At 65.6% G+C, this 18595-nt stretch carries 19 protein-coding genes and 1 pseudogene; 3 read left to right on the forward strand and 17 right to left on the reverse strand.

The window, feature by feature from the left end:
* The 17 genes and pseudogenes from AX702_RS22980 to ndhC form a co-directional block, all read right to left on the reverse strand.
* Positions 1–197, reverse strand: a pseudogene (locus AX702_RS22980) (hypothetical protein); the annotation flags it as partial.
* Positions 164–1624, reverse strand: a complete 1461-nt coding sequence (gene nuoN, locus AX702_RS16950; protein ID WP_066781520.1) for an NADH-quinone oxidoreductase subunit NuoN — start codon at positions 1622–1624, stop codon at positions 164–166. The gene nuoN and the pseudogene AX702_RS22980, both read right to left, overlap by 34 nt.
* A complete protein-coding gene (locus tag AX702_RS16955) occupies positions 1624–3183 on the reverse strand; it encodes an NADH-quinone oxidoreductase subunit M (protein WP_066781522.1) in 1560 nt (519 codons plus the stop codon). Before AX702_RS16955 ends, nuoN begins: the two co-directional genes overlap by 1 nt.
* Positions 3184–3286: 103 nt before the next feature.
* On the reverse strand, positions 3287–5383 hold the full coding sequence (gene nuoL / locus AX702_RS16960; protein ID WP_066781524.1) for an NADH-quinone oxidoreductase subunit L: 2097 nt from the start codon (positions 5381–5383) through the stop codon (positions 3287–3289).
* Complete coding sequence (locus AX702_RS23485; RefSeq protein ID WP_256210721.1) at positions 5380–5514, reverse strand: hypothetical protein; 135 nt, start codon at positions 5512–5514, stop codon at positions 5380–5382. The genes nuoL and AX702_RS23485 overlap by 4 nt, the downstream gene beginning before the upstream one ends.
* Positions 5514–5816 (reverse strand): NADH-quinone oxidoreductase subunit NuoK, encoded by a 303-nt coding sequence (nuoK, locus tag AX702_RS16965; protein WP_082746336.1) that lies wholly within the window; start codon positions 5814–5816, stop codon positions 5514–5516. Before nuoK ends, AX702_RS23485 begins: the two co-directional genes overlap by 1 nt.
* An 8-nt stretch (positions 5817–5824) precedes the next feature.
* The gene (locus tag AX702_RS16970) at positions 5825–6436 is read right to left on the reverse strand and encodes an NADH-quinone oxidoreductase subunit J (protein ID WP_066781526.1); all 612 of its coding nucleotides are present in this window, start codon (positions 6434–6436) and stop codon (positions 5825–5827) included.
* Between the two features lie 39 nt (positions 6437–6475).
* Positions 6476–6961, reverse strand: a complete 486-nt coding sequence (gene nuoI / locus AX702_RS16975; protein WP_066781529.1) for an NADH-quinone oxidoreductase subunit NuoI — start codon at positions 6959–6961, stop codon at positions 6476–6478.
* Between the two features lies 1 nt (position 6962).
* Positions 6963–8012 (reverse strand): NADH-quinone oxidoreductase subunit NuoH, encoded by a 1050-nt coding sequence (gene nuoH, locus AX702_RS16980; RefSeq protein WP_066781531.1) that lies wholly within the window; start codon positions 8010–8012, stop codon positions 6963–6965.
* Positions 8009–10009 (reverse strand): NADH-quinone oxidoreductase subunit NuoG, encoded by a 2001-nt coding sequence (gene nuoG / locus AX702_RS16985; RefSeq protein WP_066781537.1) that lies wholly within the window; start codon positions 10007–10009, stop codon positions 8009–8011. Before nuoG ends, nuoH begins: the two co-directional genes overlap by 4 nt.
* Positions 9996–10664: a hypothetical protein gene (locus tag AX702_RS16990; RefSeq protein ID WP_156455560.1), complete on the reverse strand. Its 669-nt coding sequence runs from the start codon at positions 10662–10664 to the stop codon at positions 9996–9998. Before AX702_RS16990 ends, nuoG begins: the two co-directional genes overlap by 14 nt.
* A complete protein-coding gene (gene nuoF, locus AX702_RS16995; RefSeq protein WP_066781541.1) occupies positions 10661–11980 on the reverse strand; it encodes an NADH-quinone oxidoreductase subunit NuoF in 1320 nt (439 codons plus the stop codon). Before nuoF ends, AX702_RS16990 begins: the two co-directional genes overlap by 4 nt.
* Positions 11977–12672, reverse strand: a complete 696-nt coding sequence (locus AX702_RS17000) for a complex I 24 kDa subunit family protein (RefSeq protein WP_066781543.1) — start codon at positions 12670–12672, stop codon at positions 11977–11979. The genes nuoF and AX702_RS17000 overlap by 4 nt, the downstream gene beginning before the upstream one ends.
* Positions 12672–13946 (reverse strand): NADH-quinone oxidoreductase subunit D, encoded by a 1275-nt coding sequence (locus AX702_RS17005; protein WP_231731916.1) that lies wholly within the window; start codon positions 13944–13946, stop codon positions 12672–12674. Before AX702_RS17005 ends, AX702_RS17000 begins: the two co-directional genes overlap by 1 nt.
* Positions 13943–14794 carry an NADH-quinone oxidoreductase subunit C gene (locus tag AX702_RS17010; protein WP_066781544.1) on the reverse strand — a complete coding sequence of 284 codons (852 nt, stop codon included), beginning with the start codon at positions 14792–14794 and terminating at the stop codon, positions 13943–13945. Before AX702_RS17010 ends, AX702_RS17005 begins: the two co-directional genes overlap by 4 nt.
* Positions 14791–15345, reverse strand: coding sequence for a NuoB/complex I 20 kDa subunit family protein (locus tag AX702_RS17015; protein WP_066781552.1), 555 nt, complete (start codon positions 15343–15345; stop codon positions 14791–14793). Before AX702_RS17015 ends, AX702_RS17010 begins: the two co-directional genes overlap by 4 nt.
* 2 nt (positions 15346–15347) lie before the next feature.
* Positions 15348–15722, reverse strand: a complete 375-nt coding sequence (ndhC, locus tag AX702_RS17020) for an NADH-quinone oxidoreductase subunit A (RefSeq protein ID WP_066781545.1) — start codon at positions 15720–15722, stop codon at positions 15348–15350.
* A 214-nt stretch (positions 15723–15936) separates the two neighbouring features.
* Here ndhC and AX702_RS17025 point away from each other — a divergent pair, with 214 nt between their 5' ends.
* From AX702_RS17025 to AX702_RS17035, 3 genes are all read left to right on the forward strand, one after another.
* Complete coding sequence (locus AX702_RS17025) at positions 15937–17079, forward strand: hydrolase (RefSeq protein WP_231731917.1); 1143 nt, start codon at positions 15937–15939, stop codon at positions 17077–17079.
* On the forward strand, positions 17076–18092 hold the full coding sequence (locus AX702_RS17030) for an arginine N-succinyltransferase (protein WP_066781548.1): 1017 nt from the start codon (positions 17076–17078) through the stop codon (positions 18090–18092). Before AX702_RS17025 ends, AX702_RS17030 begins: the two co-directional genes overlap by 4 nt.
* A gap of 38 nt (positions 18093–18130) precedes the next feature.
* The coding region (locus AX702_RS17035) for an N-succinylarginine dihydrolase (RefSeq protein WP_197420659.1) at positions 18131–18595 on the forward strand (465 nt) is incomplete at its 3' end.

Here is an 18595-nt window from a genome sequence, read left to right on the forward strand (position 1 = left end):
GGTGGGGAGCGCCAGTCGCGCCCCTGGCGGCCCCGCCCCGCCGTCTGCTGTTCGGCCCGCAGCCAGGTGCCTTCTTCCTCACCCTGCGTGGCTAGGGCGAGGAGATCGGCGTTGGTGGAGCCGGTTTCGGCGACCGTCAGGATGCGCGTCAGGGCGGCGGCCCTCAGAACAAGGCTTGCGCCGCCGCCATCGTCCATCCGCCGAGCAGCGGAATGGCGAGATATCCGAGCGGCGACACCGCGACGGCAGCCACGGCGATCAGCCCGCCTTCGAGCTTGTCGCCCTCACCAAAGGTGCCGGTCGGCTCGTCGAAGTACATCGTCTTCACGACGCGCAGGTAATAATAGGCACCGATCACACTGGCCGCGATGCCGACCACGGCGAGCGGGAAGAGGCCGGCACGGACCGCCGCATCGAACACCGCGAACTTCGCCCAGAAGCCGAACAGCGGCGGGATGCCCGCGAGGCTGAACATGAAAATCGCCAGCGCCGCCGCGAGGCCGGGGCGCGTGCGCGACAGGCCGGCCAGCGCGCTGATCGTCTCCACCGGCGTGCCGTGCGCATCGCGCATCTGGAGCACGACCAGGAAAGAGCCGAGCGTCATGACGACATAGATCGCCATATAGGTCAGCACCGCGGCGATGCCTTCGGGCGTGCCGGCGGCAAGGCCGATCAGCGCGAAACCGACGTTGTTGATCGACGAATAGGCCAGCAGGCGCTTGATGTTCGACTGCCCGATCGCAGCGACCGCGCCGAAGATGATCGAGGCGAGCGCCGCGAAGATCACGATCTGGCGCCACTGCACCTCCGCCGGGCCCATCGCCTCGATTGCGACACGGGCGGCGAGGCCCATGGCGGCGACCTTCGGCGCGGAGGCGAAGAAGGCGGTGACCGGCGTCGGCGCGCCTTCGTAGACGTCCGGCGTCCACATGTGGAACGGCACGGCGCTGATCTTGAAGGCGATGCCGGCGAACACGAAGACGAGGCCAAACATCAGGCCGATCGACTTCGCCTCCCCGCTCAGCGGTGCCGCGGCATAGGCGCCGGCGACCTCGTAGAACATGGTCGAGCCGGTGAAGCCATAAACGAGGCTGATGCCGTATAGCAGGATGCCGCTGGCGAGCGCGCCGAGCACGAAGTACTTGAGCCCCGCCTCGGCCGAGCGCTGATCCTGCCGCATGAAGCTGGCGAGAACATAAGCGGCAAGGCTCTGCAGCTCGAGGCCGACGTACAGCGTCAGCAGATCCCCGGCGGATACCATGATGCCCATGCCGATGGCGGAGAGCAGGATCAGCACCGGATATTCCGGGCGCAGATCGTCCCCTGCGGTGCGCGCGAAGAAGGTCGGCGCGAGCAGGATGGCGACCGCGGCGGCGACGTAGATGAGTACCTTGGAGAAGCCCGCAAAGGCGTCGGCGCGGTACATGCCGTCAAAGGCGGACAGGCCGCTCGTGGCCGGGCCGATCAGCGCCAGGCAGGCACCGGCGAGGACCGCGACGGCGGCCCAGGAGACCGCGCGCGTCGAGGACGGCCCGCCCCAAGCGGCGACCAGCATCAGCGCCAGCGCACCCAGCGCCAGCACGATTTCGGGAAGGGTCATCGCGACCTGCGATGCGTAGTCCATCAGTGCGCCTCCCCATGGGCGTCAGTATTGGGCGCGGAATGTCCCTCGGCGTGGGCGGCGGGCACGATTCCCGTGCCGGGCGTCGGGCGCGAGTCCCCGGCCGGCTGGGCACGCTCGATCCGGGCGAGCAGCCGCTCCGTATCGGCGCGCATCGGCGCGATGAAGCTTTCCGGATAGACGCCCATCCACATCACCACCGCAGCGATCGGCGCCAGCAGCCACAATTCACGGCGCGACAGATCGGGCATGGCGCGAACCTCGTCCGACTTGATCTCACCCCACACCACGCGGCGGTACAGGTACAGCATGTACGCCGCGCCGAGGATGATGCCGGTCGTGCACAGCAGCGCGATGGTGGTCGACACCTGGTACGTGCCCATCAGCGCCAGAAGCTCACCCGGGAAATTGCTGGTGCCCGGCAGGCCGATCGAGGCCATGGTGAACAAGAGGAACAGGATGGCGTAGCGCGGCATGTTGTTCGCAAGGCCGCCGTAGCGGGCGATCTCACGGGTGTGCAGGCGATCGTAGATCACGCCGACGCACAGGAACAGCGCGCCCGAGACGAGGCCATGGCCGAGCATCACCAGCATCGCGCCCTCGATGCCCTGCGCGTTGAAGGCGAACAGGCCGATGGTCACGATCGCCATGTGCGCGACGGACGAATAAGCGATCAGCTTCTTCATGTCCGACTGCACCAGCGCGACGAGGCTGGTGTAGATCACCGCCACCGCGCTGAGGCCGAACACCAGCCACACCAGCGACGACGAGGCTTCCGGGAACATCGGCAGGCTGAAGCGCAGGAAGCCGTAACCGCCGAGCTTCAGCAGCACGCCCGCCAGGATCACCGAACCGGCGGTCGGCGCCTGCACGTGCGCGTCGGGCAGCCAGGTGTGGACCGGCCACATCGGCATCTTCACCGCAAAGGAGGCGAAGAAGGCGAGCCAGAGCCAGGTCTGCACGTCGGCCGGGAAGTCATAGTTCATCAGCGCCGGAATCGACGTCGTGTCCGCCGTGATGCTCATGTAGAGCATCGCGATGAACATCAGCAGCGAGCCGAGCAGCGTGTAGAGGAAGAACTTGTACGACGCGTAGATGCGGTTCGCCCCGCCCCAAATGCCGATGATCAGGAACATCGGAATGAGGCCGGCTTCGAAGAAGATGTAGAACAGGAAGATGTCCTGCGCGGCAAAGGTGCCGATCATCAGCACTTCGGTGAGCAGGAACGCCGCCATATATTCCGGCACGCGCTTCTCGATCGCCTGCCACGACGCGCCGATGCAGATCGGCATCAGGAAGACGCTGAGCGCGATCAGCAGCAGGGCGTAGCCGTCGATGCCCAGCGCCCAGGCGAAGCGGCCAAACACGGGCGCATATTCGACGAACTGCCACTGCGCGCCGCCCACGTCGAAGCTGAGCCACAGGATCACGCCAAGTGCGAGATCGGCCAGCGTTGCGGCGAGCGCGAGCCAGCGGGCGCTGCTTGCGGACAGGAAGAGGCAGGCGACCGCGGCAATGGCCGGGATCGCGAGCATCACGGAAAGGATCGGGAAGGATGTCACGACTTAACGTCCGTTCGCCCTGAGCTTGTCGACAGGCAGGAAGCCTGCGGATGAAACACGGGCTTCGACATGCTCAGCCCGAACGGTGTGGAGATGGCGCCGGTCATCCTGCGATGACCCACGTGGCCGCGGCGGTGAGGCCGATCAGCATCACGAACGCATAGGTATAGACATAGCCCGTCTGGATCCGCCCGGCGACGCGGCTGGACAGCGCCACCACCCATGCCGAGCCGTTCGGCCCGAAGCGGTCGATCGTGCCCTCGTCGCCCTTGTGCCACAGCAAACGACCGATCGCGAAGGCGGGGCGGACGAAGAGCAGATGATAGAGCTCATCGAAATACCATTTGTGCGCCACGAAATCGTACAGGACGTCGAACGTCGTGGTGAAGCGCTTGGGCAGATCGGTGCGCCAGATGTAGGCCATCCAGGCCCCCACCAGGCCGATGATCATCACGATCGTCGCGGCGAGCTTCACCAGCAGCGGAACTGCATGCATTTCGTGCATCAGATGTTCGTTGAAGAACAGGCTGCCGCGCCAGAACGTTTCGCCCGCCTCCGGCTCGATGAACCAGTGATGGAAGACGAAGCCGGCGAACACCGCGCCCAGCGACAGCACGATCAGCGGGATCAGCATCACGGCCGGGCTTTCGTGCGGGTGGTAACCCGCCGTGCCGGTCGGCACTTCATCCGCATCTGCGCCATGGGCGTGCGGCGAATGGCCGGCATCCTCATGCGCCATCCCGCCATGCGCCTCTGCGGCATGATCGTCCGCGTCATGCACGGGATCATGATGATGCGCATCATGAACGGCGTGCTGGATATGCTCCGACCCGGCCCAGCGCGGCTTGCCCCAGAAGGTGAGGAACATCAGGCGCCAGGAATAGAAGCTGGTCAGCAGTGCCGCGAAGGTACCGACCCAGAAGGCGCCCTGCCCGCGGCCCGATGCCCAGGCCACTTCAAGGATCGCGTCCTTGGAATGATAGCCGGCGAAACCGCCAACGCCATAGATGCCGACACCCGTGATCGCCAACGTGCCGAGCAGCATCGCCCAGAAGGTGATCGGGATATGCTTCCGAAGGCCGCCGTAGAAGCGCATGTCCTGCTCGTGGTGCATCGCATGGATGACCGAACCGGCACCCAGGAACAGCAATGCCTTGAAGAAGGCGTGCGTGAACAGGTGGAACATCGCCGCGCCATAAGCGCCGACGCCGGCGGCGAAGAACATGTAGCCGAGCTGCGAACAGGTCGAATAAGCGATCACGCGCTTAATGTCGGTCTGCGTCGTGCCGATCGTCGCGGCGAACAGGCAGGTCGCGGCACCGATGCCGGTGACGACCATCAGCGCGGTCTGCGACGTTTCGAACATCGGCGACAGGCGGCACACCATGAAGACGCCCGCGGTGACCATCGTCGCCGCGTGGATCAGCGCCGACACAGGGGTCGGGCCCTCCATCGCATCCGGCAGCCAGGTGTGCAGGCCGAGCTGCGCCGACTTGCCCATCGCCCCGACGAACAGAAGCAGGCACAGCACCGTCATCGTATCGAAGCGGTAGCCGAGGAAACCAATGGTCGAGCCGGCCATGCCGGGCGCGGCCTCAAGGATCGCCGGGATCGAGACGGTGTCGAACACCAGATACGTGCCGAAGATGCCGAGCATGAAGCCGAGATCGCCGACGCGGTTGACGACGAACGCCTTGATCGCGGCCGCCTGCGCGCTCGGCTTCTTGAACCAGAAACCGATCAGCAGGTAGCTCGCGAGGCCGACGCCCTCCCAGCCGAAGAACATCTGGATCAGGTTGTCGGCCGTCACCAGCATCAGCATCGCGAAGGTGAACAGCGACAGATAGGCGAAGAAGCGCGGCTGATCCGGGTCCTCGCTCATATAGCCCCAGCTATAGAGGTGGACGAGTGCCGACACGCTGGTGATCACCACCAGCATGACGGCGGTCAGCGCATCGACGCGCAGCGACCAGGATGCGTCGAACGTGCCCGAGGTGAGGAAGTGCAGCACCGGCGTGACGCTTGCTTCAAGCCCGCCGGTCATGAAGCCGATGAAGATCGGCCACGACAGGGCGCACGACACGAACAGCGCACCGGTGGTGATGCCCTTGGCAACGGTGCCGGGGATCGACTTGTTGGCGAAGCCGGCGACGATCGCTGCCAGCAGCGGCAGGAAAACGATGAGAAGAATGGAGTTCACTTCGCCTCACCCACCATCGTCATTCCCGCGAAGGCGGGAATCCATACGCGCAACGTCGCGGCTCCTTCGACACGGTAGAGGTTATGGATCCCCGCCTGCGCGGGGATGACGGTCGCGAAAGGCACCGGCATCACCCCTTCATCCGGCTGGGATCGTCAACCGAGATCGAGCCCCGGCCGCGGAAGAAGATGACGAGGATCGCAAGCCCGATCGCCGCCTCGCCGGCGGCGACGGTCAGCACGAACATCGCGAACACCTGGCCGACGAGATCGTTCAGCGCCGCGCTGAACGCGACGAGATTGATGTTCACCGCGAGCAGGATCAGCTCGATTGCCATTAGGATGACGATGATGTTCTTCCGGTTGAGGAAGATGCCGAGCACGCCCATCGTGAACAGCAGCGCCGCCACGACGAGATAGTGGATGAGCCCGATCGACCCGTTCACAGCTGCACCCCCTGTCCGATTTCCGGCCGCATGTTGCGCGTCGCATCCTGCGGCCGGCGCGCGACCTGGGCCGCGATATTCTGCGGGCGGACGCCCTGCCGCTGACGATGGGTCAGCACGATCGCACCGATCATCGCCACCAGCAGCACGAGGCCCGCGCCTTCGAACACGAACAGGTAGCGCGTGTAGAGCAGGTTGCCGATCGCCTGGATGTTCGGGATGGTCGGATCAACCGGCGCACCGCGGCGCGCGAGATCCACACCGCCCGCGCTCCATGCGCCGACCGCGATCAGGATCTCCGCGACCAGCGCCACCGCCAGCACCAGCCCGATACCGAAATAGCGCACGAAGCCGGCGCGCAGCTCCGCAAAGTCGATGTCGAGCATCATGACGACGAACAGGAACAGCACCGCGACCGCACCGACATAGACGATGACGAGGAGCATCGCGATGAACTCGGCACCGACCAGCACCATGAGCCCGGCGGCGTTGAAGAACGCCAGGATCAGCCAAAGCACGCTGTGCACCGGATTGCGCGAGCCGATCGTCATCGCGCCGGAAACCAGCACGACGATCGCGAAAATGTAGAAGGCGATGGCCTGGATCATGCCGCCACCCCGGGAAAGTGTTGAATCATCGCGCGCCGCCTATCGGTATGCCGCATCGGCGGCAAGGTTCGCCGCAATGGCGCTTTCCCAGCGGTCGCCGTTATCCAGCAGCTTGGCCTTGTCGTAGAGCAGCTCCTCGCGCGTCTCGGTCGCGAACTCATAGTTCGGGCTTTCGACGATCGCGTCCACCGGGCAAGCTTCCTGGCAGAGGCCGCAATAGATGCACTTCGTCATGTCGATATCGTAGCGCGTGGTGCGGCGGCTGCCGTCCTCACGCGGTTCGGCCTCGATCGTGATCGCCTGTGCCGGGCACACCGCCTCGCACAGCTTGCACGCGATGCAGCGTTCCTCGCCATTGGGATAGCGGCGCAGCGCATGCTCGCCGCGGAAGCGCGGCGACACGGGATTGCGCTCGAACGGATAGTTGATCGTCGCCTTGGGCTTGAAGAAATACTTCAAGGTCAAAGCGTGCGCCTTCACGAATTCCCAAAGGGTGAAGGCCTTGATCGTGGAAGCGATACCCATATCAGATCCCAACCCGGTTCAGCATCAGAACGCCGGACACGAGGAATACCCAGAACAACGAGACCGGGAGGAAAACCTTCCAGCCCAGCCGCATCAGCTGGTCGTAGCGATACCGCGGGACGGTCGCCTTCACCCAGCTGAAGCAGAAGAAGAAGAACAGGATCTTGGCGAACAGCCAGATGATCCCCGGCACGTAATAGAGCGGCGCCCAATCGATCGGCGGCAGGTAGCCACCCCAGAAGAGCGTCGCGTTGAGCGTGCACATCAGGATGACGTTGGCATATTCGCCGAGCCAGTAGAGCGCGAAGCTCATCGACGAATATTCGGTCTGGTAACCGGCGACGAGCTCCGATTCCGCCTCGGTCAGGTCGAACGGTGCGCGCTGAGTCTCGGCGAGTGACGAGATGAAGAACATCACCGCCATCGGGAACAGCAGCGGATTGAGGAAGAAGCCGTTGATCGGCGTGTTCAGCACGCCGCGCTGCGCCTCGACGATCGAGGTGAGGTTGAACGAGCCCGCCCACATCACGATCGAGATCAGGATGAAGCCGATCGCGACTTCGTAGCTGACCATCTGCGCCGCGGCGCGGATCGCCGAGAAGAACGGATATTTGGAGTTCGACGACCAGCCGGCGAGGATGATGCCGTACACGCCGAGCGACGAGGCCGCGAGGACGTAGAGCAGACCGACGTTGATGTCGGCGAGCACCACGCCAATGTCGAACGGCACCACCGCCCAGACGATCAGCGCCACCGTGAAGGTGATGATCGGCGCGAGCAGGAACAGGCCGCGGTTCGCCGCCGCGGGGACGATCGTCTCCTGCAGGAAAACCTTCAGGCCGTCCGCAAACGACTGAAGCAGGCCGAACGGACCGACGACATTGGGGCCGCGACGCAGCGCCATCGCCGCCCAGATCTTGCGATCGGCGTAGATGATCATCGCCACCGCCAGCATCAGCGGCAGCGCGATGACGAGGATGCCGATCAGCGTGGAAAGGAACCACGCCCAGCCATAGGGCAGACCAACGGTGGTGTTGAAAAAGGCGGTCATTCCGCGGCCTCCGCGAAGGTTTCGCCGTGGACCAGTTCGGCCGAGCAGCGCTGCATCGTCGGCGAGGCGCGGCAGATCGCGTTCGTCAGGTAGAAGTCCTTAATCGGATAGCCTTCCAGCACGCCCTCAGCGCGCGTGTCGAGCGACGGCGGGTTCCAGGCGTAGGTCACCAGGCCCTCGTTCGCGAGATCGGGGCAATCGAGCGCCATGGCGGCGCGCAATTCCTCCAACGTGTCGAACGGCAGCACAGTGCCGAGCCGCTCCGACAGCGCGCGCAGGATCGTCCAGTCCTCACGCGCGTCACCCGGCGGGAAAACCGCGCGATTGCCACGCTGCACGCGGCCCTCGAGGTTCACGTAAGTGCCCGACTTTTCGGCATAGCTCGCACCCGGCAGCACCACATCGGCCGCGGCGGCGCCCTTGTCGCCATGGTGGCCGATATAGACTTTGAAGCCGGCGAACTTGGTGAAGTCCGCTTCGTCGGCGCCGAGGAAGAAGGCGAGCTTCGCGTCCTTAAGCGCTGAAATACCATCCTTCTGCGCATAGCCGAGCATCAGCCCACCCATGCGAGCGGCGGAGAAGTGGACGACGTTATAGCCGTTCCAGCCATTGCGCACGAGGTTCAGCGACTTGGCGAGCTCCAGCGTGGCACCATGCGCACCCCTGAGCGCCGCGCCGCCGACGATCACCGCCGGACGCTCCGCCTTGCCGAACGCTTCGGTCAGCGCCTCCGGCAGATTGCCGAGCACGGCCAGGTCGTTACCGAGCCATTCCACCTTGTAGGTCAGCTCGGTCTCGGGCCCGATCGCCCACACCTTCGCACCGCGCTTGATCGCCTTGCGGATGCGCGTGTTGACGAGGCTCGCCTCCCAGCGGAGGTTGGTACCGACCAGCAGGATCGCGTCCGCGCGCTCGATGCCCGCGATGGTGGAGTTGAAGTTCACCGCCGCAAGGCTCGACGTGTCATAGGCCATGCCGGTCTGGCGGCCTTCGAGCAGCGACGAGCCCATCGACTTCAGGAGCGCCTTGGCCGCGAACATCGTCTCGCAATCGACGATGTCGCCCGCGACGGCAGCGACGCTGTCACCGGCGGTCTTCGCCACGTCGGCGATAACGGCGAACGCCTCGTCCCAGGTGGCGGGCACGAGCTTGCCGTCGCGGCGCACATAGGGGCGATCGAGGCGGCGGCGGACCAGGCCGTCGACGGCGTGACGCGTCTTGTCGGTCGCCCACTCCTCGTTGACGTCCTCGTTGATGCGCGGAAGCGCGCGCAGCACTTGGCGCCCGCGGCTGTCGAGGCGGATGTTCGTGCCGACCGCGTCCATCACGTCGATGGTGAGCGTCTTCTTCAGCTCCCAAGGCCGCGCCTCGAACGAATAAGGCTTGGAGGTGAGCGCGCCGACCGGGCACAGATCCACGACGTTGCCCGACAGTTCGCTCGTCACCGCCTCTTCGAGGTAGGAGGTGATCTGCATGTTCTCGCCGCGATAGATCGCGCCGATCTCCTCGACGCCCGCGACTTCCTCGGCGAAGCGGATGCATCGCGTGCACTGGATGCACCGCGTCATCACCGTCTTCACGATCGGGCCCATGTACTTTTCGGTTACGGCGCGCTTGTTCTCGCCGAAGCGCGAATGGCCGCGGCCATAAGCCACCGACTGGTCCTGCAGATCGCACTCGCCGCCTTGATCGCAGATCGGGCAATCGAGCGGGTGGTTGATCAGCAGGAATTCCATGATGCCCTCACGGGCATGCTTCACCATCGGCGAGGTGGTGAAGACTTCCTGATTGTCCGCCGCCGGCAGCGCGCAGGATGCCTGCGGCTTGGGCGGCCCCGGCTTCACCTCGACCAGGCACATGCGGCAATTGCCGGCGATCGACAGCCGCTCGTGATAACAGAAACGCGGGATTTCCTTGCCAGCCGCCTCGCACGCCTGGAGCACAGTGGCTCCGGCGGGCACCTCGACCTCGATCCCGTCTACCTTAAGCTTGGGCATTGTTACGTCCAGTGGATTGGCCCGCAGTGACGGCGCTCGTCACGCGGCGATACAGCGCGCCGGCGACCAGCGAGCGGACATGGAACGGCTTGATCGACAGCTTCACATCCTGCGGCACGCAGGCCTGGAGCGCCGGTCCGAGCGCCTGGAAATGCTGCAACTCCTCCGGTGTCTCCGGCTGAGCGCGCAGCATCTGCGCGGCGAGATCTGGGCGGGCGCGGACCGCGCAGTCGATCACGCCGTGATGCATGGAAGCATTCGGAGACAACACCACGCGGACCGGCGTGGTTGGAGGCACCGTCGCCGCCTTCGCCAGCAAAGCGCCGCCGTTCTCCGTGAGCAGCGCCTCAGCAATGGCACCTTCGACAGCCACCGGATCCAGCGTCGCCGAACGCGATCCGCTCAGGCAGGTAATCATCGATTGGCGGAACGCGTTCATCGATTTGCGCTCGGCCGGATCAGTGCTGCTCGCCAGAACATAGCGCTGCGCAGCCCCGCGGTTCAGACGCAGCGCGCACTGCGCCATTTGACGGCTGCGATCGGTCTGCGTCATCATCTGCGTCGAACGGCCGAACGTGCCCGGCGGCGTCTGCGCAGCCAGGGGCACGGCCAATGCCGCCGTTGCCATCGCAACAGGGACGCAGATGCGGTTCACTCGGCCGCTTCCTGCATCGGCACCAGCGTGCCGCCCTTACGTTCCGTGATCCGCCGTTCCAGCTCGGGGCGGAAGTGGCGGATGAGGCCCTGGATCGGCCAGGCGGCGGCGTCGCCAAGTGCGCAGATCGAATGGCCTTCGACCTGCTTCGTCACCTGCTGGAGCATGTCGATCTCGCCGATCTCGGCGTCGCCGGTGCGCAGCCGCTCCATCACGCGCCACATCCACCCGGTGCCCTCGCGGCACGGCGTGCATTGGCCGCAGCTCTCGTGCTTGTAGAAATACGAGATGCGGCTGATCGCGCGGACGACGTCGGTGGACTTGTCCATGACGATGATCGCCGCGGTGCCGAGGCCCGAGCCGACCGCCTTCAGGCCGTCGAAATCCATCGGCGCGTCCATGATCTCCTTCGCGGGCACCAGCGGCACCGACGAACCACCCGGGATCACCGCGAGCAGATTGTCCCAGCCGCCGCGAATGCCGCCGCAATGCTTCTCGATCAGCTCGCGGAACGGAATGCTCATCGCTTCCTCGACCACGCAGGGCTTTTCCACGTGCCCGCTGATCTGGAAGAGCTTGGTGCCGCGGTTGTTCTCCGCGCCGAAGCTGGCGAACCAGTCCGCGCCGCGCCGCAGGATCGTCGGCGCGACCGCGATGCTCTCGACGTTGTTGACGGTCGTCGGACAGCCGTAGAGGCCGGCACCGGCCGGGAATGGCGGCTTCAGGCGCGGCTGGCCCTTCTTGCCCTCCAGGCTCTCGATCATCGCGGTTTCTTCGCCGCAAATGTAGGCGCCGGCGCCGCGATGGACGAAGACGTCAAAGTCGTAGCCCGAGCCGCAGGCGTTCTTGCCGACCAGCCCGGCGTCATACGCCTCCTGCACCGCTGCGAAGAGCGTCTCCGCCTCGCGGATATATTCGCCGCGAATGTAGATGTAGGCAGCGCGGGCGCGCATCGCGAAACCGGCGACCAGCGCGCCCTCGATCAGCTTGTGCGGATCGTGGCGGATGATCTCGCGATCCTTGCACGAACCAGGCTCGGATTCGTCGGCGTTGATGACCAGGAAGCTCGGCCGTTCGGGGCTTGGCGTCTTGGGCATGAACGACCATTTCGTGCCGGTCGGGAAGCCTGCGCCACCACGGCCGCGCAGCCCCGAGGCCTTGATCACGTCAATGATCTTGTCCTGCCCCAGGTCGAGCAGCGCCTTGGTATTGTCCCAATCGCCGCGCTGACGGGCAGCCTGCAGCGTCCACGGCTGATAGCCGTAGAGATTGGTGAAGATGCGGTCCTTGTCCGTCAGGGACGTGATGACGCTCATGCGCTCGCTCCCACGGCAGGGGTGTTCCATTCGGAACGATAATCGTGATTCTCGTTCACCATCGCGGTGAGCGTGGTCGGGCCACCGAGCGGCTCCACCGTGTGGCGACCGGGCTCCTGCGTGCCCGCCTTGGGCTGCTCGCCACGCGCCAGCGCATCGAGGATCGCGAGGGTGCGATCGTAATCGAGATCCTCATAATTATCGTCGTTGATCTGGACCATCGGCGCCGAGGCGCAATTGCCCATGCATTCCACCTCGGTCAGCGTGAACAGGCCATCGGGCGTGGTCTTGCCCTTGGTCAGGCCACGGTTCTTGCACGCCGCCAGCACATCATCCGACCCACGCAGCATGCACGGCGTCGTCCCGCAGACCTGCACGTGATAGCGGCCCACCGGCGCGAGGTTGAACATCGTGTAGAAAGTCGCGACCTCGTACACGCGCATGTACGGCACGCCGATCTCGCGCGCGACGAACTCGATCACGGGCACGGGCAGCCACCCCTGCGTCTGCGTCTCCGCACCAACCTGGCGCTGCGCCAGATCAAGCAGCGGGATCGACGCGGACTGCTCACGGCCGGCCGGATAGCGCGCAAGAATCGCGTTGCGCTTCTCGCGGCTGTCGTCAGTCCACTGGAAATTGCCCCAGCGGGCGCGGGTTTCGGCCTCGTCAGGGATCTGGGGTGCGTCAGCCATCAGCGGTCACATTCACCAAAAACGATATCCATCGCGCCGAGAATGGCGGTGGTGTCCGCGAGCATGTGGCCGCGGCTCATGAAGTCCATTGCCTGCAGATGGCTGAAGGCGGTCGGGCGGATCTTGCAGCGGTACGGCTTGTTCGTGCCGTCCGACACGAGGAACACGCCGAACTCGCCCTTGGGGCTTTCCGTCGCGACATACACTTCGCCCGCGGGCACGTGATAGCCCTCGGTATACAGCTTGAAGTGATGGATCAGCGCTTCCATCGACTGCTTCATCTCGGCGCGCTTGGGCGGCACCACCTTGCGGTCGAGCGAGGCGATCGGGCCTTCCGGCATTTCGGCGAGGCACTGCTTCATGATCCGCGCCGACTGGCGGACCTCCTCGACGCGCACCATGAAGCGATCATAGCAATCGCCGCGCGTGCCGACCGGGATCTCGAAATCCATCCGGTCGTACACGTCGTACGGCTGCTGCTTGCGCAGATCCCAGGGGATGCCGGCCGCACGGATCATCGGGCCGGAGAAGCCCCAGCGGATCGCATCGTCGCGACTGACCACGGCGATGTCGACGTTGCGCTGCTTGAAGATGCGGTTGTCGGCGACGAGGCTGATCGCATCCTCGAACAGGCGCGGCAGGCGCGTGTCCAGCCACTCGGCGATATCGGTCAGCAGCTTCAGCGGCACGTCCTGGTGGACGCCGCCCGGCCGGAAGTAATTGTGGTGCATGCGCGCGCCGGTCGCGCGCTCGAGGAAGCCGTAGCAATCCTCGCGAATCTCGAACAGCCACAGGTTCGGCGTCATCGCGCCAACGTCCATGACGTGCGAGCCCAGGTTCAGCATGTGGTTCGAGATGCGCGTCAGCTCGGCGAAGAACACGCGAAGGTATTGCGCACGCAGCGGTACTTCGAGATCGAGCAGCTTCTCGATCGCCAGCACGAAGCTGTGCTCCATGCACGCCGGCGAGCAGTAATCGAGGCGATCGAAATAGGGGATCGCCTGCGCATAGGTCTTGTATTCGATCAGCTTCTCGGTGCCGCGATGGAGCAGGCCGACGTGCGGATCGATCCGCTCGACGATCTCGCCATCCAGCTCCATGACGAGCCGGAGCACGCCGTGCGCGGCGGGGTGCTGCGGGCCGAAGTTGATCGTGTAATTCTGGATCGCGACATCGCCTTCGGTGTCGTGCGCGCCGTCCAGCGCGCCGACCGTCTTGGCGACGGCCGGATCGACCTGCGGATCCACGGTGTCGATTACGGGAGTTCCGGTCATTGGTTCTGCCCTCCCTTGCCGGGCACGACATCAGGGTCGGCGGGCTTCGGGTTAGCGTCGGACGACGGCTTGCCGGCGCCCGTCTCAGAGGTGCTGGTTGCATCCTCCTTGGCGTAGGGCTGGCTTGGCGCGTCGGCCGGCTTCTTGTCCGACTGTGCGTCGTCGGCCTTCTGGATCTTGTCGGCGTTGAGCGGCGTGGGCGCGCCCTTCGCCTGCGGCAGCGCAGCGCCCTTCTCGTCGCCCGGCAGCACGTATTCCGCGCCTTCCCACGGGCTGGTGAAGTCAAAGGTGCGGAAATCCTGCGCCAGCTTCACCGGCTCGTACACCACACGCTTCGCTTCTTCCGAATAGCGCAGCTCGACATAGCCGGTCAGCGGGAAGTCCTTGCGCTGCGGATGGCCTCGGAAGCCATAGTCCGTCAGGATGCGGCGCAGGTCCTGGTTGCCGGAGAACAGCACGCCGTACATGTCGTACACTTCGCGCTCATACCAGCCGGCGACCGGCCACATGTCGGTGACCGACGGCACCGGCGTATCCTCGCTGGCGGCGACATGGACGTGCAGGCGATGGTTGCGGGTCAGCGACAGGAGGCAATAGACCACCTCGAACCGCTCTACCCCGCGATCGGGATAGTCGACGCCCGCGATATCCATCAGCTGCTGATATTCGAGGCCAGGCGTGTCGCGCAGCGCGGTCAGCGCCGCGATCAGGTGATCGCGATGGACGTGGAGCTGGATCTCACCGACATGCGCAAAGGCATCGACCAGCCCCTGCGGAATGGCCGCGCGCGCCGCGTCGAGCGTCGCGTCGTTGAGCTCATAGGCCCAGCGGGGTGCCGGCGCCCTCACCGTTCGATGCTCCCCGAGCGGCGGATCTTCCGCTGCAGTTGCATGATCCCGTACAGCAATGCCTCAGCGGTCGGCGGACAGCCCGGGACATAGATGTCCACCGGCACCACGCGATCGCAGCCGCGCACGACGGAATAGCTGTAGTGATAATAGCCGCCGCCGTTTGCGCACGAGCCCATCGAGATGACGTATTTCGGCTCGGACATCTGATCGTACACGCGGCGCAGCGCGGGAGCCATCTTGTTGCAGAGCGTGCCCGCCACGATCATCACGTCCGACTGGCGCGGGGAGGCGCGCGGCGCGGCGCCGAAACGCTCCAGATCATAGCGCGGCATGTTGACGTGGATCATTTCCACCGCGCAGCAGGCGAGACCGAACGTCATCCACCACAATGAGCCGGTGCGGGCCCATTGGAACAGCTCCTCCGTCGAGGTGACAAGGAAGCCCTTGTCGGTCAACTCGCCGTTCAGGTCGTTGAAGAAGCCCTGATCGGGCTGGATGATGCTCGACGCAATGGCGTCGCGCTGGAGTTCGACGGGGCCGGAGTGCATGGTCATTCCCAATCCAGTGCGCCCTTCTTCCAGGCGTAAACGAGCCCGAGCGCCAATTCACCAATGAAGATCATCATGCTGATCCAGGCGGTCCAGCCGAGATCGAACACGCTGACTGCCCACGGATATAGGAAGGCGGCCTCGAGATCGAAGATGATGAACAGGATCGCAACCAGATAGAATCGCACATCGAACTGCGCGCGGCTGTCTTCGAACGCGGGGAAACCGCATTCATATTCGCTCAGCTTTTCCACCGTCGGCTTGTGCGAACCGGTCAGGCGCGACACGGCCATGGGTAGAAATACGAATGCCGACGACAGAACCAGCGCGACCGCCAGGAACATCAGAATCGGCAGATATTGCGACAGGTCGACCATGACGCTCTCTCTGGGACTTCTCCCGCACGTGCGAACGGGATTTCGGGCGCCGCTTTAGGCCCGCTGAACCGAGGGGGCAAGGCATCGGACCCGTGAGAATCACTCGCAAGTTCACGGGGGTGGCCGGGGTTCCGGGCATCCGCTAGCAACCACGGCCATGACAGCGTTGAGCCAAGTTGAAGAACGCGCGGTCGCGGCTGCAAGCGCGTCGCCCATGCTCCTGCGCACGCGCACCTGGGCGGCAGTGAACAGCGGCACGGGCAACATCGCCGGGCTCGCCACGATGGCGGGGATGCTGGCGGACGCCTTCAGCGCGCTGCCCGGCGCGCTCCGGCTGGTGGAGCCGGTCGCGGCGGAGCGCGTGGCAGTCGACGGAACGGTGTCGGCGGTGACACACGGCCGTCACCTCCACCTGTCCGTCAGGCCCGATGCGGCGCGCCGCTTGCTCCTGACGGGCCATATGGACACGGTCTACCCGGCGGATCATCCATTCCAGGTGCTGACCGATCGGCCGGACGGGACGGTCAACGGCCCCGGCGTGGCGGATATGAAGGGCGGGCTTGCCGTCATGCTGGCGGCGCTGGAGGCCGTGGAGGCGGCCGGATGCCCGATCGGCTATGACGTGATCATCAATTCCGACGAGGAGACCGGCTCCTTCTCCTCCGCCGGGTTGATCGAAGACGCCGCCCGCGGGAAGATCGCCGCCCTCACCTATGAGCCAGCCCTGCCCGACGGCACCCTGGCCGGCGCGCGCGGGGGCACGGGCAATTTCTCGATCGTCGTGCGCGGACGCTCCGCCCATGCCGGGCGCAATCCGCAGGACGGGCGCAATGCCATCGTCGCCGCCGCCGCGCTGGCGCTGGCGCTGAACGCCGCCAAGAGCCCGCGCCTGTCGGTGAACCCGGCGCGGATCGACGGCGGCGGCCCGAACAATGTCGTGCCGGACCTCGCGGTGCTGCGCGTCAACTTCCGCCCCGCCGACGCTGCGGAGATCGCGCGCGCACGGGCAGCCATCGACGCCGCCGTGGCCGAGGTCGCGGCGGCGCACGATGTGCAGATAGAGGTGCATGGCAGCTTCAACCGGCCGCCCAAGCCGATCGACGCTGGCGCGGCACGGCTGTTCGGCCTGGTGCAAGCGGTGGGCACGGACCTGGGCGTGCCCATTACCTGGCGTGACACGGGCGGGGTATGCGACGGCAACAACATCGCCGCCGCCGGCACGCCGGTGATCGACACGATGGGCGTGCGTGGCGGCGCGATCCATTCAGCGGACGAATATCTGATCGTCGACAGCCTCGCCGAGCGCGCTGGACTGTCGGCCGTCACCATCCTGCGACTGGCGGAGAACGGCTTGTGACTTTCGTGGTTCGCGCGGCGCGCGACGAGGATCTGGCGCACCTTTACGAGATGGCGAAGCTGACCGGTGGCGGCTTCACCAACCTGCCGCCGGATCGCAGCGCGCTGCGCGCCAAGCTGGATCGCAGCCATGCCGCCTTCGGCCGCGACGAGCCTAGCGTCGAAGACGAGCTGTTCGTCCTGATCCTGGAGAATGTCGCCACGGGCGAGGTGCGCGGCACCTGCCAGATCTTCACGCAGGTCGGGCAGCGGCACCCCTTCTATAGCTATCGCATCAGCATGCTGACCCAGCACAGCCGCGAGCTGGACCGGACCTTTCGCGCCGAGATGCTGTCGCTGACCACCGATCTGGAAGGATCAAGCGAGGTGGGCGGCCTGTTCCTGCATCCGGGGGAGCGCGCAGGCGGGCTCGGCCTGCTGCTGGCGCGCAGCCGCTACCTGTTCATCAGGGCGCATCGCCAGCGGTTCGGCGAGCGCATCCTGGCTGAATTGCGCGGGGTGATCGACGAAGCGGGCGGATCCCCGTTCTGGGACGGGCTGGCCGGGCGCTTCTTCGGCATGAACTTCCAGGATGCCGACGCCTTCAATGCGATCCACGGTCATCAGTTCATCGCCGACCTGATGCCCAAGCATCCGATCTATACCGCCATGCTGTCCGAAACCGCGCGCGCGGCGATAGGCCTGCCCCATCCGTCGGGGCGGGCGGCGATGCGGATGCTGGAGAATGAAGGGTTCGCGTTCGAAAAATATATCGACATCTTCGATGGCGGCCCGACCATGACGGCGCGCATCGACGCGGTGCGATCGATCCGCGAAGCCCAGGAGGCGCGCGTTGGCGCGGTGGACCGGGATGGCGGTACCGAGGCACTGGTGGCGCACGGGCACCTTTCCGATTTCCGCTGCGCCTTCGGCAACGTGCGCGGCGACGGAGAAACGGTGGTGATCGATCCGGATTGCGCCCATGCGATCGGCGCGACCGACGCGTCGCGGGTGCTCCACGTGGCACGGATCTGATCGGCGAAGCCACGGCAAATCGGGACACGAAAGCCTTCATGATGCAGGAAATCAACTTCGACGGCATCGTCGGGCCCAGCCACAATTACGCCGGCCTCAGCCCCGGCAATCTGGCCGCCACCCGCAACGCCGGCGCCACGGCGCATCCGCGCGCCGCGGCCCTGCAGGGGATCGCCAAGATGCGCGCCAATCTGGCGCTGGGGCTGCCGCAAGGCATCCTGTTGCCGCACGCCCGCCCGGATCATGCCTGGCTCGCCGCGCTCCACCTGGATTACGCCGGCGCCCCTGAGCATTTGAAGGCGCGCGCCTTCTCCGCCTCGCCGATGTGGGCCGCCAATGCCGCCACCGTCTCGCCCGCGCCGGACACCGGGGACGGCCGCTGCCACCTCACCGTTGCGAACCTCGTCACCATGCCCCACCGCAGCCATGAATGGCCGGCGACGCTGGCGCAGTTGCGGCTGGCCTTCGCCAATCCGCATTTCGCGGTTCACCCGCCCGTACCC

It is taken from the genome of Sphingomonas sp. CCH5-D11, assembly GCF_001557395.1.
Lineage (GTDB): Bacteria > Pseudomonadota > Alphaproteobacteria > Sphingomonadales > Sphingomonadaceae > Sphingomonas.

Bases quoted from the DNA above. Each gene is read 5' to 3' on its own strand.
- nuoN (WP_066781520.1), bottom strand. From the start codon at position 1,624: ATGGACTACGCATCGCAGGTCGCGATGACCCTTCCCGAAATCGTGCTG.
- AX702_RS23485 (WP_256210721.1), bottom strand. From the start codon at position 5,514: ATGCCGGTGCCTTTCGCGACCGTCATCCCCGCGCAGGCGGGGATCCAT.
- AX702_RS16970 (WP_066781526.1), bottom strand. From the start codon at position 6,436: ATGATCCAGGCCATCGCCTTCTACATTTTCGCGATCGTCGTGCTGGTT.
- nuoI (WP_066781529.1), bottom strand. From the start codon at position 6,961: ATGGGTATCGCTTCCACGATCAAGGCCTTCACCCTTTGGGAATTCGTG.
- nuoH (WP_066781531.1), bottom strand. From the start codon at position 8,012: ATGACCGCCTTTTTCAACACCACCGTTGGTCTGCCCTATGGCTGGGCG.
- nuoG (WP_066781537.1), bottom strand. From the start codon at position 10,009: ATGCCCAAGCTTAAGGTAGACGGGATCGAGGTCGAGGTGCCCGCCGGA.
- nuoF (WP_066781541.1), bottom strand. From the start codon at position 11,980: ATGAGCGTCATCACGTCCCTGACGGACAAGGACCGCATCTTCACCAAT.
- AX702_RS17000 (WP_066781543.1), bottom strand. From the start codon at position 12,672: ATGGCTGACGCACCCCAGATCCCTGACGAGGCCGAAACCCGCGCCCGC.
- AX702_RS17005 (WP_231731916.1), bottom strand. From the start codon at position 13,946: ATGACCGGAACTCCCGTAATCGACACCGTGGATCCGCAGGTCGATCCG.
- AX702_RS17015 (WP_066781552.1), bottom strand. From the start codon at position 15,345: ATGCACTCCGGCCCCGTCGAACTCCAGCGCGACGCCATTGCGTCGAGC.
- ndhC (WP_066781545.1), bottom strand. From the start codon at position 15,722: ATGGTCGACCTGTCGCAATATCTGCCGATTCTGATGTTCCTGGCGGTC.
- AX702_RS17025 (WP_231731917.1), top strand. From the start codon at position 15,937: ATGCTCCTGCGCACGCGCACCTGGGCGGCAGTGAACAGCGGCACGGGC.